Below are 14,414 nucleotides of genomic sequence, written 5' to 3' on the forward strand. Positions count from 1 at the left end.
GTGCTGCGTACTGATCGCGGTCGCGGCGCGGGGGGGGGCCCGAACGCGCGGGCCCCCCCCCCCCCCGCAGGGGGCCCCCCCCCCCCACCCCCCGCCCACCCCCCCGCGCCCCGGGGGTGGCCCCCCCCCCCCCCGCGCGGTTGTGCCCGGCGCGTTCGTCAGTGGTGGGGTGGGCGTCTGTCAGGGCCTGTGGTGGAGGGGTCGTGCTCATGGGCACCTCGCAGAGGGGGGACGGAGGGTGCTTGGGGGGTGAGCCGTGCCGGTGCGCAGTACCGTAGAGGATTGTTCAACGATCCCTCAATACCCGTGTTGTTTCGTTCTTGTGGTCTGCGATTGAATTCCGGCATGGATGAGCACCTGACCTCACTCTCGGAGGACCGCGCGCTCCTGGGCCGCACGAGCACCGCGGAGCGGGTCTCGGACATCCTCAGGAGCCGTATCGCCGAAGGGTTCTTCTCTCCCGGCACCCGCCTTTCGGAGGACAGCATCGGCGGCGCCCTGGGCGTCTCCCGCAACACCCTGCGCGAAGCGTTCCGGCTGCTCACACACGAACGCCTGCTGGTGCACGAGCTGAACCGGGGGGTCTTCGTCCGGGTTCTGACCGTCGAGGACGTTGAGGACATCTACCGCACCCGCGGCCTGGTCGAGTGCGCTGTAGTGCGGGGTCTCGGTGAGCCCCCGCACAGCCTGGACGCGCTCTCCGAAGCGGTCGAGGAGGGGCAGCGGGCGGCGCGCGAAGGTGACTGGAAAGGTGTGGGTACCGCCAACATCCACTTCCACCGGGAGCTGGTCGCCCTGGCGGGGAGCGCCCGTACCGACGAGCTGATGCGCAGCGTCTTCGCCGAGCTGCGGCTCGCCTTCCATGTCGTGGACGACCCGAAGCGACTGCACGAGCCGTACCTGGCGCGCAACCGGCAGGTCCTCCAGGCCCTTCAGACGGGTGACAAGAGTGAGGCCGAGAAGCTGCTCGCGGTCTACCTCGACGACTCACTGGAGCGCGTCGTCGAGGTCTACCAGCGCCGGGTGACGAGCACGCCCTAGGGGCGCGGGGAACTGCGCGAGCAACCACGGGCGACCCGCGCGGACAAGATGACCTGCAGTTCCCGGCTCCACCAGCGGAGCGTCTTCGTTTGGGCCGATGTCAGACCCAGGACCTACTCTGTGCACCGTGACTTCGCCTGCATCGACGGACCGTGTTCCGCCCCAGCTCAGCGCGGGGCCGCGCCCCGCTCCGGGCCCGGCCGCCGACGAGGGGCTGGCGCGGCGGCTGCGCGCGCTCGCCTGCACCGCGCCGCTGCACGATCTCGACGCACGCAAGGCCAACCTCGCGGGCGAGTACTCGGTGTACGGCATGGCGGAGGTGGCGCTCGCCGCCATCGACCTGGTCACACTCAACATGGACTTCGACACGGGCGCCGACCACGACCAGATAGTCGCTCGCCTCATCCCCCGCATCGCCGCCCAGGCCCCGCAGCGCCCCGTGGCCGAGCACGAGCGGGTGGCCCGCTGGGTCCTGGAGAACCTGATCAACGTCGGCAGCGTGGACCGCGGCTTCCGGGCCGTGTACGGCACGTTCGCGCCGGACGGCAGCTATGTCCGCCGTGACTACGACTTCAAGCTGATCGAGGAGGTGCCCGGGCCGGGCGGCACGGTCTACCTGCGTACGACCGACGAGGCGGTCAACGTCCTCGTCGGCGCCCTCGACACCGATGTCACCAGCGCCCAGATCGCCGCCGAGGTCAAGCTGGAGGTGCTGATCAACCGCGGCCGCCTCGCCGACGCGCAGCTGGCCGCCGAGCAGGCCCGGTACCGCACCGTGCAGTACTCCGAGACGCTGCGCCGGGCTCTGGACGCGACCCGGCGGAACGTCCGGGCGGTCGACTGGCTGAGCGCCGTACCCGACATGATCGCCGAGGCGCTGGACCATGTCGCCGACCGGTACCGCCATGAGAACGCGATCCTCACCAACATCCGCAAGGCACGCGACGAGACCGAGGACCCCGAGCACAAGCGCCGCGCCGCCGAGCTGGTCGACATCGTCAAGGACTGCATCCGACGACACACCCAGCTGCAGTCCCGCCTGCTGGAGGCTGGCCCCCTGTTCCGCGCCGAGCAGGACCGGCAGGCCTTCGCGACGCCCATGACGACGTCGGGGATCGACCTGTACGGCCATCTCGTCGCGCCCGTCCTGCCGTTGCCGCTGGAGCAGGCCGTCCGGGTCACGGACGCCTTCTTCGCGCGCGGGACGGGAATGCGGACGCCGGTGTCCGTGCGGGTCGGTGATCTCGTCGACATACTGCTGACGCCTCCCGTGGAGCGCGAGCATCTCGGCGCCGAGATGCCCGAGCCCGACCTGATCGCGACGCCGGACGACAGCCGGTTCAGCGAGGAGCAGTTGGCGGCCGCGATGGTCCTGCTGGACCTGCCGGCCGACGCGCCGCGCCGGCTGTCCGGGCTGCTGGCCGAGGCACGACGGCAGGACCCTGAGCTGCCCTATCTGGTCGCACTGCTGGCGGTGCACGCGGCCAGCCCGCCGGTGGGCACGGCCTATCGGCAGGGCGAGGAGAAGCTGCTGTTCGCCGTGGACGACGGGACGGAGCTGGACGATCCCGAGTTCGGCGGCGCCGACCTCATCGTGGGGACGGCCCTGCTGGACGCGGCGGGAATGGCAGCGGACAGGACGGAAGCAGCATGACCGAGCAACCACGCAGCAAGGAGCCCCGACCGTGAGCGAGCACGTCGAGTGGAGTGACGCGGAGGCCCCCGCCCCGTCGGCGCCTGCCGCTGTCACACCCGCCGACGCCGCCGACGCGGCGCGGCTCGTCGCCTTCGGGCTGCAGCCCAAGGTGCAGCCCGCGCGCGACCAGGAGTACGCCGACCTCCTGCGCCGCTACCGCGAGGACCCGGCGTTCGCGCGGCTCGCGGACGCCGTGGCCGCCGGGCTCGGACTGGTCGTACTGGAGGTGTCCCCGCGCGCGGGGATGGCGGTGACCGCCGCCGAGGACTCCGTGTTCGCCGTGCGCATGGGGGACTACGCGCGTCGTACATCGGCCGACGGCAGCGACCGGTTCCTGCACGGGCTGGCCCATCTCGCCGTCGCCGCCATGGCGTTCCCGCGCCCCGAGGACCTCGCCGACGACGGCTACATCGGGCGCGTCACCGTCAACGGCGTCGACGCCTTCGTCCGGCAGGCGTGCCGACGGCTGGAGGAGCGCGCGGACGAGCAGGGGGAGAACACCGACCCGGCGACGGACGCGCCCGGCCTGGAGGCCGCCTGGCGGATCTGGGTGAGACGCAGCGCGACCGGCGCCACCAAGGACGCGCGCCGGCTCGCGGGCTCCACGACGGGCATCGTCGGCAAGGCGGTGGCCTTCCTCACCGACTCCGGCTTCCTGCAGCGGACGGGCGACGACAACGGCGGCACCTACCGGACGACCGCCCGCTACCAACTCCAGGTGCGCGACATGGCCGGCAGCGCCGCCATGGCCGAGCTGCTGGAGCTGGGCGTCGTCCCGGTCACCGACGGTACGGCGACCCTGCTGCCCGCCGAGGACACGGACGACCTGGAGCTGGTGGCCGACGCCGGACTGCCGTTCCACTCCGGCTGAAGCCCACGCGCCACCCCGAGTTCCCCGAACTTCCCTGATCTGACGAAGACTTACGAGAGTCCGCCATGTACGAGCTGTCCCGGGTCCGCCTCTACTCCATCGGACCGGCCGGTGCGCGCTACGCCGACACCGTGCTGGACCTGCGCGGTGTGGGCGAGCCCGTGCCCGACCCCGCGCCGACGCAGGCGGAGTTCTTCGAGGAGGAGCCCGTCGGCCCGCCGCGCCGCCCGGCGCCCGCCGGAGTGCTCTTCCTGGAGAACGGCGGCGGCAAGTCGGTCCTGCTCAAGCTGATCTTCTCGGTGATGCTGCCGGGCCACCGCAACACCCTCGGCGGCGCCAGCTCCGGCGTGCTGCGCAAGTTCCTGCTCGCCGACGACTGCGGGCATGTCGCGCTGGAGTGGCAGCACACGCTCACCGGCGAGTGCGTCGTGGTCGGCAAGGTCAGCGAGTGGCGCGGACGCCAGGTCTCCAACGACCCGCGGAAGTTCGCCGAGGCCTGGTACTCCTTCCGCCCGGGCCCCGGACTCAGCCTGGACAACCTGCCGGTCGCCGAAGCCACCACCGTACGGCCGCCCGTCGAGGGCCAGTCCGGCGCGCAGGGCCGCCGTCGCACCATGAAGGGCTTCCGCGACGCCATCACGGAGGCGGGCAAGGCGTATCCCCATCTGGAGGTGCACTGGGAGGAGATCCACGACCGTTGGATCGAGCACCTCGGCGACCTCGGCCTCGACCCCGAACTCTTCCGCTACCAGCGGGAGATGAACGCCGACGAGGGCGAGGCGGCCGGCCTCTTCGCGGTCAAGAAGGACTCCGACTTCACCGACCTGCTGCTCCGCGCCGTCACGGACACCCGGGACACCGACGGCCTCGCCGACCTGGTCAGCGGCTTCGGCAACAAGCTGGGCCGACGGGCCGAGCTGATCGCGGAACGGGACTTCACCGCCGGGTCCGTCGACCTGCTCGGGCGGATCGTCGAGGCCGCCGAGGCCCGCTCACGCGCGCGCGACATCCACACCGGCGCCGAACGGCGGACCCGGACCCTGGCCCGGCGGCTGTCCGCGCGGGGCGCCCAGGAGCGGGTGCGGGCCGCCGACCTCGCCCAGCGGGTCACCGCCGCCGCATACGCCGTCACCCACACCGAGGCGGCACGCGAGCGCAGCGCGCTGATCGCCGCCGAACTCGCCTACCGGCACGCCTCGTTGGCGCTCGCGGCGGCCGAGAAGTCCGCTGCCGCCCAGAAGCGCGAGCTCGCGGACGCCCGTACCCTGCACTCCGCCTGGCAGGCCGCCGAGGCCGCCCTGCGGCACCGCGCCGCCTCCGACCGCGTCGCACGCGTGGCCTCCGCCATCCAGGAGGCCGAGCGGGACGCGGCTCCCGCACTGGCCGCCCGCGCCAAGGCCGCCGTCGATCTCGTACGGGCCCTGCACGCGGCCGCCGAGAGCGCCGAGACCCTCGCCAACGAGGGGGAGGAGCGGTCCGCATCGCTCCAGGAGGTCAGCGAGTCCGCGTACCGGGACTCCACCGCCGCCGCCACCGAGGCCCAGCGGGCCCGCAGCGAGGCCGGGCATCTTCGGCAGCGGCTGTCCGAGGTCGAGCAGGAGACCGCCGAGGCCGTCCGGGCGGGCTGGCTCGACGACAGTGCGCCGGACGCCGACCCTGCGCGTGCCGCCCTTGCCGCGAGCGACGCCGAGAAGACGGCCGTCGCCGCCTGGGACACCGCCCGCGAGGCCTCCAGGCGCGCCTCGGAGCACGCGCGCGAAGCGGCCTCGACCGAGTCCCGAGCCGAACTGACGGCGGCCCGCGCGGCGGACGCCGCGACCGCCGCGGAGCGTGCCTACGACGCCGAGCGTCGGCTCGCCGAGGGGCTGGCGGCGGAGGAGCGCCTCGCGGAACTGCTCAGCCTGACCGGCGAGTCCGGTGTCAGGCGTGGAGGCGTGCCCGCTCCTCGCACGGGAGACGACGCCAAGGCGGGCACGACCGCACGCGACGGTGCGCAGGACGCCCCCGGCGGCCGCACGGACAGCGTCCTCACGCCGGAGGAGCTGGACCGGTTCGCCGACGAACTGCGCGACCTCCTCGACGACGCCGTCTCCGCCGCCGAGCGGCAGCTGTTCGAGCTGCGTACGGCCGCCGCCGACGACTCCCGGATCCTGAGCGCGCTCGGTGACGGCGGACTGCTGCCGCCCGGCCCGGATGTGCTGGCCACCGTGGAGTTCCTCGGCGAACAGGGCATCCCCGCGCTGCCCGGCTGGCGCTACCTCGCCCAGGCCGTCGACCCCGCCGACCACGCGCGCGTGCTGGCCGCCCGGCCCGAACTGGTCGACGGCGTGATCATCACCGACCCCGACACGCACGCGCGCGCCCGCGAGGTGCTCGGCGACGCCGCCCTGCTGCCCCGGTCCGCCGTCGCGGTCGGCACGGCAGCCGCCCTGCTCGCCCCGACGCCGGCCGCCGACGCACCGAGCGGCCCCTCTCCCGACGTGTTCCTCGTACCGCCGAACCCCGCCATGCACGACGAGCACGCCGCCGACGAGGAGCGGCAGGCGCTGCGCGCGCGGGCGACCGAGCGGGACGAGGAGATCCGCACCCTCGCCGCGCGGCTCGGCAAGGACCGGGAGCTTGCGGCACGGCTCGCCTCGTGGCGGACCGGCTGCCCGGCGGGGCACCTGGTCGAGCTGGCGCAGGCGGCCCGGGACACGCGGGCGTTCATGGAGGAGTCCGAGGCCGAGCTGGCCGAGGCGCGGACCGTACGGGCCGAGGCCGACGAATCCGCCGCCGAGGCCGCCCAGGTCCGCGACGAGCGACAGGAGGCCGCCCAGAAGGCCCGGCGCGCCGCCGACGCCCTGGCCGGACTGGCCTTCCGACTGCGCGAGCGGGCGGGCTGGCAGGTCAAACTGCGCGAACTCGCCGACGAGGCCACCGAGTCCGAGGCCCGCGCCCAGGTCTGCCTGGAACGCGCCCGCGCCGCCGACGAGGACCGCCGCGCCGCCCAGCGAGGCGCCGACGACGCACGCCGCACCGCGCGTGCCCTGCGCGCCGAGCGCTCGGAGATCGCGGGCGCCCCCGACGACGTACCGGACACCGACGCCGATGCCCCGAAGGCGTCCCTGCCCGCCCTGCGCGAGGCGTACCGGGCCGCCTCCCAGGTGTACGAGAAGGTCGGCGTCGGCGCCGATCTGCGTGCCGAGCAGGCACGCGCGGAGAGCGACGAGAGCGCGGCCCGCGCCGAACTGGACCGGCTGAGCAACAAGGTCCGTACCCGGGCCGAGCAGCTCCTTGAGTCACCCGACGGTTCCGACGGACCGTCCCGGCAGGCGGCCGCCGCGCGAGCGGAGGAGCTGGTCCAGCTCCTGGAGACCCGCATGTCCAGCGCGAGCGAGCAGCTCGGCCGGCTGCGCGGCGAGGCCGAGCGGCACGCACCCGAGGACGGTGCGGCACACACCGAGCTCTCCGAGGAACTCCAGCCGCGCGACGCCGAGCACGCGCAGGCCCTGCTGCGCACCGCGACCACCGAACTCGCCTCCCGCACCGAGGCGTTGACACAGGCCCGCGAGGCGCACGCCGAGCTCCTCGAAGCCCACCGTGCCGCCGAGGACGCGGCCGGCGGCTTCGACGAGATCGCCGCGATGCTGCGCGACCTGCTGCGCGAGCACACCCCGGACGAGGAGCAGGAGGCGCCCGAGCCCTACCCCGGCAGCCCCGAGGAGGCCCGGCAGTCCGCCGCCGAGGCCCGCAGGTCGCTGCGCGGCTGCGCCGCCGACCTGTCCGCCGCAGAGGCCGCCGTCCGCGAGGCGAGCGACGTACTCGTCCGGCACGCCAACTCCACGCGCTACGAACAGGTCCGCACCCCCGCCCGCCAGCAGATCCGCGAACTGCCCGCCTCCGCGCTGCCGGAGCACGCCCAGAAGTGGGCGGACGCCTTCGCCCCCCGACTCCGCGTGCTCACCGACGAGCTGGCCCAACTGGAGCGCAACCGCGACTCGATCGTGGACCGCCTGCGCGGCCTGGTCGAGTCGGCACTGGCGACCCTGCGGTCCGCCCAGCGGCTCTCCCGGCTGCCCGAGGGGCTCGGCGAGTGGTCCGGGCAGGAGTTCCTGCGCATCCGCTTCGAGGAGCCCGACCAGGCGACCTTGACCGAGCGTCTCGGCGAGGTCATCGACGAAGCGACCAGGGCGGCCGTGAAGAAGAACTCCGACCTGCGGCGCGATGGAATGTCCTTGCTGCTGCGGGGAGTCGGGGCGGCGCTGCAGCCCAAGGGTGTCGCCGTCGAGATCCTCAAGCCGGACGCCGTACTGCGTGCCGAGCGCGTGCCCGTCGGGCAGATGGGCGACGTGTTCTCCGGTGGGCAGCTGCTCACCGCGGCCATCGCGCTGTACTGCACGATGGCCGCCCTGCGATCGAACGACCGCGGCCGGGACAAGCACCGGCACGCCGGCACGCTGTTCCTGGACAACCCGATCGGACGCGCCAACGCGACCTATCTGCTGGAGCTCCAGCGCGCCGTGTCCGACGCGCTGGGGGTCCAGCTCCTGTACACCACCGGCCTGTTCGACACCACCGCGCTGGCGGAGTTCCCGCTGGTCATCCGGTTGCGCAACGACGCCGACCTGCGGGCCGGACTGAAGTACATCCGCGTCGAGGAACACCTCCGGCCGGGACTGCCGCAACCGACCCCGGCCGGGGAAGCGGCGCACACCGAGATCACGGCGACACGGATGTTCAAACGGCCCGCACCGACGACGAGCTGATCAGGCACCCTTTTCCGGATCGGTGGCTTCGAGGCTGTGCTCGGCGAGGACACCCGTCCTGTGCCGCTGGACGAACCAGTAGTACGCGAAGCCACCGCCCGCGATGACCGCGACGAACAGCACCGCGCCCCAGCGCAGATACCAGTGGTAGGGGGCCGCCGCGTTGTAGACCGCGGCACGCGGCCAGATCAGGTTGATCGTCATGCCCGCGCCCCACACCACGGCGACGATGTTGACCGGCAGCCCCCACCTGCCCAGGGAGAACTTGCCGTCCCCCGCGGGCTGCCACCGCCCGCGCAGCCGGGCCACCAGCATCGGCGCGGTCACCCCGAGGTAGGCGAGGTAGATCATGATGATGCCGATACTCGTGACGACGGTGAAGATCTGCGGCTGGCGGATGTTGACCACCAGGATCGCCAGCGCCAGGACACCGATGATCACGGTAGGCAGCACCGGTGTCTGGAAGCGCGGACTGACCCGGGCCAGCAGCGAGGACGCCGGCAGGTTGTTGTCCCGGGCCATCGCGAACGCCAGCCGGATCGCCGCCGTGTGGACCGCCAGCGCGCACACCGTGACGGCGATCAGCACGCACCACAGCATCGCCTTGCCCGCCGTCGGACCGAGCACGTCGAGCACGATGTACTGCAGACCGTCCGTGGACAGCTTCTCGCCGTCGAGGCTGGAGACACTCATGAGCGCGAGCAGCAGGATCAGGCCGCCCAGGACGAAGGAGGCCACGATCGCGCGGATGATCGCGCGTGGCGCGTTGCGGGACGGGTCCAGACACTCCTCCCCGAGGGACGACGCCGTGTCGAAGCCGTACATCACATACGCGGACGCCAGCGACGCCACGAGGAACGCGCCCAGGTAGCCGGTCCCGTAGTCCGCTCCGGTGCCGTTCGTCTCCATGACCACCTGCGGGCCGCGCGTGATGTGAACCGCGAACAGGATGATCAGTACGACGGTGGCGATCAACTCGATGAACACGCCCGCCGTGTTGATCCTCGCCATCAGCTTGACGCCGAAGGCGTTCACCAGCGTGGTGAACAGGATCAGCACCGCGGCCAGGATGACCGCGTTGGTCGCCACGTCGTACTTGCCGGTGCCGTCGCCCACGAGCTGGAAGGCCGACGAGATCTGGGGGAGGGTCAACTGGTAGGCGAGCGCCACGGCCGAGATCGACACTATGGACGCCGTCAGCATCATCCAGCCGGCGAGCCAGCCCAGGTGCGGATTGCCGATCTTCTTCGACCAGTTGTAGACCGAGCCCGCGACGGGGTAGCGGGCCGCCAGCTCAGCGAAACAGAGGGCGACCATGAACTGGCCGATGAAGACCATCGGCCACGACCACCAGTAGGCGGGCCCGCCGCTGCCGTAGCCGAAGTAGAACAGCTGGAAGGTGCCGGTCAGGATCGAGATGTAGCTGATCCCGGCCGCAAACGTGTGGAAGTTGCCGAGCGTCCGCCTGAGTTCGGGTTTGTAGCCGAACTCGGCGAGCTCGGCGTCGTCGTGACTGTGTGACTGGGTCGCTTGCTCCGTTGGTGACATGAGCGGACTCCTCGGGGCAGGGGAGGGGGAGAGCGGCTCGTGCGGGTGCCGTGGTCGCTGAGTTGGATCAGTTCGAACCAACCTTGCGGTGAGCGGCTCGTGTTGCGCCAGGGGTGACACGCCGCGTGGACCTGATCGCCTGTCCCAACAGTCCGGTTACACCGGGTTCAGGAGTGGGACAACCGGCCGGTGCCGCCCCGGCCGTGTATTCGCTCCTGCGCGCGATCGGCCTGCCGCGCCTGACGCCGGGCCCGGCGCCGCTCCCGTCGCAGGGCGCGCGCCGTGCTGCTGGGTGTCGAGACCACGCCATGGCGCTGGTTCCACACCTGGCGGGTCACCCAGACGTCGAGGGCTCCCCATGTGGCCACGACCGTGCTGACGACGCTGCTGATCACCATCGGGAACGCCAGCCACGACTCCGCCAGAGTGCACAGGAACGCCACCATCGCCTGGATCAGTGTCACCGCGATGATCAGTACCGCCCGCACCGCCGCGGTGCGCACCGGATCCGGCATTCGGCGCCGCCGGGCGGACTCCTCCACCCACAACGGCCGGTAGGGCGCCCCTTCTTGACCCGCCGGGCCGTCGACCTCACGCATCGATGCCCTGCGGCCGGAGCCGGCCGAAACGTCGCGGTCGTCCTCCGTCACCGCACTCGCCCCCGCCCGAACAGCGCGGCCACCCGGTGCCTCGCGTCCGCCCTCGGGAATGTCGCGATCCAGCGCTTCGGGACGTCGCGCCGACCCATGCGCCGTCTCGCCGTCCTGAGGCGTCTCGTGCCGCTCCGCCGTGCCCATCACCGTGTCACTCCCCACCGCCGGCAGACCGCCCGCCCGTGTCCGAAGACTTCACTCCCCAGCGGCTGCCCGGCTTGCGCTGGTTTACGCCGCCGGGGGGCGGGATGCGTCTCCTGTGACCCCTTCCGCCCCCGTTTCCCATAGAGAAGGACGATCGACACGTCCCGAAGATTCCCGAGAAGGATAAAGATCCGGCCAATTGGCCTGAGCGCCTGGCAGGATCCGCGATCGAGGGCACCAAGGGTTTGCGGTAGGCAATCTCCCGCAATGGCCGGACAACTCCCCATGTCTCGCCACCGGTGCGGAAGTTCAGATTCCGGATGTCTCTTCGAGTTACTTGTGCGTCGGTAGTAGGCTCGCGCCAATTGTTGACGCACATGTGTGCCCCCCTGACCGCTGGGGGTTTGAGCTGGGGGAGGCCATGCACTTTCGCGGGAAGTCGATCCGCCGGAAGATGGTGGCGCTGCTTCTCGTGCCGCTGGTGTCCCTGACCGCTATCTGGGGTTTCGCCACGGTACTCACGGGGCGAGGTGTGGCCCAGCTCTTCACGGTGTCGTCCCTCGTCGAGAAGATCGGCTACTCCACCGAGGACGCCGTCCGCGTCCTGCAGCAGGAACGCCGCCAGGCACTGGTCTATCTGGCCGACCGCCGGGCCTCGGACGCGCTGTCCGCGCTGCGCGTCACACGGAGTGCCACCGACGCCGCCATCGCCGACGTCCGCAAGAACGCCAGGGACCCCGACGTCCGCGACGGAATGGACGAGGGGGACAACGAGCGCCTCACCGCCATGCTGGAGGCATTCGACGGCATCAAGTCCCTGCGCAGCAGCGTCGAGGACGGAACGGTCTCCCGGTCCCAGGCCCTCGGCCTCTACAACCGGCTCGTCGACCCCTGCTACGCCCTGCTGGGCTCCCTCGACGGGATCGACAGCGTGGCGATGGACAAGCAGGCCCGCGCCCTTCTCAACGTGACCCGCGCCCGCGAACTGCTCTCCCGCGAGGACGCGTTGCTCAGCTCCGCCCTGGTGGTCGGCAAGCTCTCCCGCGAGGAGATCCGCGACGTCACCGATCTCGTCGCCCAGCGCGACCTCATGTACGACATCAGTCTGACGGACCTGCCCTCGTCCGAGCGTGAACGCTACGAGCGCTTCTGGGACAACGCCTCCACCGCTCCACTGCGCGTCGCCGAACAGGCGGTCATCTCCTCCCAGTCGGGCCGGCCCAGCACGGTCGACGCCAAGAGCTGGGACACCGCCGCCGGCAGTGTCCTCGACGAACTCAGCAGACTCAACGACGACGCGGGCGCGCGCTATCAGGACCGCGTCAGCCCCGTCGCGATGGGCGTCATCATGAAGGCGGCCATCGCCGGCATCCTCGGACTGCTCGCCCTGCTGTTCTCGCTCTTCCTGTCCGTACGCATCGGCCGCGCCCTCATCCGCGATCTGCGGCAGCTGCGACTGGAGGCCCACGAGGCATCCGGCGTACGCCTGCCCAGCGTGATGCGCCGCCTCTCCGCCGGCGAACAGGTCGACGTGGAGACCGAGGTCCCGCGCCTGGAGTACGACAAGAACGAGATCGGCGAGGTCGGCCAGGCCCTCAACACCCTGCAGCGCGCCGCCGTCGAGGCCGCCGTCAAGCAGGCCGAACTGCGCGCCGGCGTCTCCGAGGTCTTCGTCAACCTCGCCCGCCGCAGCCAGGTCCTTCTCCACAAGCAGCTCACCCTCCTCGACACCATGGAACGCCGGACCGAGGACACCGACGAACTCGCCGACCTGTTCCGCCTGGACCACCTGACCACCCGTATGCGCCGGCACGCCGAGGGCCTGGTGATCCTCTCCGGCGCCGCTCCCTCCCGGCAGTGGCGCAAGCCCGTCCAGCTCATGGACGTCGTGCGCGCCGCGGTCGCCGAGGTCGAGGACTACGAGCGCATCGAGGTCCGCCGCCTGCCCCGCGTCGCCGTGACCGGACCGGCCGTCGCGGACATCACCCACCTCGTGGCCGAACTCCTGGAGAACGCCACGGTGTTCTCCCCGCCGCACACCGCGGTCCAGGTCCTCGGCGAGCGGGTCGCCAACGGCTTCACCCTGGAGATCCACGACCGCGGCCTGGGTATGGCGGCCGACGCCCTGCTGGACGCCAACCTCCGACTCGCCGAGACACCCGAGTTCGAACTGTCCGACACCGACCGGCTCGGTCTGTTCGTGGTCAGCCGTCTCGCCCAGCGGCAGAACGTCCGTGTCTCGCTCCAGCCGTCGCCGTACGGCGGCACCACCGCCGTCGTCTTCATCCCCGACGCGCTGCTCACCGACGACGTCCCGGACACCAACGGCATCGGCTTCCGTCTCGACCGGCCGACGCCCTCGAAGGAGGCCGAGCTGGAGGAGACCCGCCGTGCCGCCCTCACCAAGGTGCCGGCCCGCCTGCCCGGACTCCCCGCCTCGCTCATGGACGGTCCGATCGAGCTGGAGGCCCCCGTCGATCTCGACGCCCTCAGCGACTTCCCGGACGCACTCGACGAGGACGACGGGGAACGCGGCGGCCTCTTCCGCCCGCGGCGCACCCTCGCCCATGTGGAGGACGAGGCGAAGGGCCCGCTCGGCGCACACCCGGTCTCCGGCGTCCCTGGCGGACCGGACCGGGCAGGCCCCGACGACGAGGTGAGCGCCCCCGTGCAGCTGCCCCGCCGTAGGGCACCCAAGCTGGTCAGCTCGCACGGACGCCCGGTCACCGAGCAGCGCTCCCGGCGCGAGGAGGCGGACCCGGAGCCCTCGGCAGACCCGGTCCGTCCGGAGCCGAACGGCCTCGCTCCGCTGCCGACCCGCCGTCGTGGCACGGGATCCCGCGGCGACCTGCCCGGTGCGCCGAACCGGATCGGGGACCGGTCTGACGCCGCGCCCTCCGCAGGGCAGGACCGCGGTGAGACGCCGGAGCCCGCGGCTCTCCCGAGGCGCACACGACGGCCCGCGATCGGATCGGGCGGCCCCGACGACACAGTGCCCGGCACGTCCGCCGCGCAGGGGGAGACCGGCTCCGGCTCGGCGCCGCTGCCCCGGCGGGTACGGCAGGCCAACCTGGCTCCCCAGCTCAGACAGGGCCCCGCCCCGCGCGAGGAGGAGGGAACGGAGCTCGCCGAACGGGACGCGGACGAGGTACGCAGCCGAATGGCCTCACTCCAGCGCGGCTGGCAGCGCGGCCGCCGGGAGAACGCCGCGGGCGACGACGCCCACAGCGGCACAGCACCACAACGAACGACTAAGGGGGACGGTCGATGACCGCACCAGAGGCGACCGGCCACACCGCGACCAACCAGTCCGGGGAGCTCAACTGGCTCCTCGACGACCTGGTGGACCGCGTCGCCAGCATCCGCAAGGCCCTCGTCCTCTCCGGCGACGGCCTGCCGACGGGTGTGTCCAAGGACCTGACCCGTGAGGACAGCGAGCACCTGGCCGCCGTCGCATCCGGGTTCCACAGCCTCGCCAAGGGCGTGGGCCGCCACTTCGAGGCGGGCAACGTCCGGCAGACGGTCGTCGAGCTCGACGACGCCTTCCTGTTCGTGACGGCCGCCGGCGACGGCAGCTGCCTCGCGGTGCTCTCGGACGCCGACTCCGACGTCGGTCTGGTCGCGTACGAGATGACGCTCCTCGTCAAGCGGGTCGGTGTGCATCTGGGCACCGCTCCGCGCACCGATCTGCCTTCTGGCGGGTAGTGGGATGG

General features: G+C 72.1%; 8 protein-coding genes. 6 read left to right on the forward strand and 2 right to left on the reverse strand.

Going from position 1 to position 14,414, the window contains the following annotated elements; all coding sequences use genetic code 11:
• Nucleotides 1-345 precede the first annotated feature (345 nt).
• The 4 genes from ACFWYS_RS26485 to ACFWYS_RS26500 all read left to right on the forward strand — a co-directional run bounded on the left by ACFWYS_RS26485 (nt 346) and on the right by ACFWYS_RS26500 (nt 8,356).
• Nucleotides 346-1,041 carry a GntR family transcriptional regulator gene (locus ACFWYS_RS26485; RefSeq protein WP_384773739.1) on the forward strand — a complete coding sequence of 232 codons (696 nt, stop codon included), beginning with the start codon at nt 346-348 and terminating at the stop codon, nt 1,039-1,041.
• Between the two features lie 127 nt (nt 1,042-1,168).
• Nucleotides 1,169-2,695 carry a hypothetical protein gene (locus ACFWYS_RS26490; protein ID WP_384773740.1) on the forward strand — a complete coding sequence of 509 codons (1,527 nt, stop codon included), beginning with the start codon at nt 1,169-1,171 and terminating at the stop codon, nt 2,693-2,695.
• Nucleotides 2,696-2,726: 31 nt separating this feature from the next.
• A complete protein-coding gene (locus ACFWYS_RS26495; protein ID WP_384773743.1) occupies nt 2,727-3,608 on the forward strand; it encodes a hypothetical protein in 882 nt (293 codons plus the stop codon).
• Between the two features lie 65 nt (nt 3,609-3,673).
• Nucleotides 3,674-8,356, forward strand: coding sequence for a hypothetical protein (locus tag ACFWYS_RS26500; protein ID WP_384773745.1), 4,683 nt, complete (start codon nt 3,674-3,676; stop codon nt 8,354-8,356).
• Here the strand turns inward: ACFWYS_RS26500 and ACFWYS_RS26505 are convergent, their stop codons facing one another.
• Nucleotides 8,357-9,904, reverse strand: coding sequence for an APC family permease (locus ACFWYS_RS26505; RefSeq protein WP_384773748.1), 1,548 nt, complete (start codon nt 9,902-9,904; stop codon nt 8,357-8,359).
• A 167-nt stretch (nt 9,905-10,071) separates the two neighbouring features.
• Complete coding sequence (locus tag ACFWYS_RS26510) at nt 10,072-10,701, reverse strand: hypothetical protein (protein WP_384773750.1); 630 nt, start codon at nt 10,699-10,701, stop codon at nt 10,072-10,074.
• A gap of 421 nt (nt 10,702-11,122) precedes the next feature.
• Here ACFWYS_RS26510 and ACFWYS_RS26515 point away from each other — a divergent pair, with 421 nt between their 5' ends.
• The gene (locus ACFWYS_RS26515) at nt 11,123-13,972 is read left to right on the forward strand and encodes a nitrate- and nitrite sensing domain-containing protein (RefSeq protein WP_384773753.1); all 2,850 of its coding nucleotides are present in this window, start codon (nt 11,123-11,125) and stop codon (nt 13,970-13,972) included.
• Entirely contained in the window at nt 13,969-14,406 is a 438-nt protein-coding gene (locus ACFWYS_RS26520; protein WP_384773756.1) for a roadblock/LC7 domain-containing protein, read from the forward strand. The genes ACFWYS_RS26515 and ACFWYS_RS26520 overlap by 4 nt, the downstream gene beginning before the upstream one ends.
• The last annotated feature ends 8 nt before the right edge of the window (nt 14,407-14,414 follow it).

The sequence above is a fragment of the Streptomyces sp. NPDC059010 genome (assembly GCF_042740355.1).
Classification (GTDB): Bacteria; Actinomycetota; Actinomycetes; order Streptomycetales; family Streptomycetaceae; genus Streptomyces.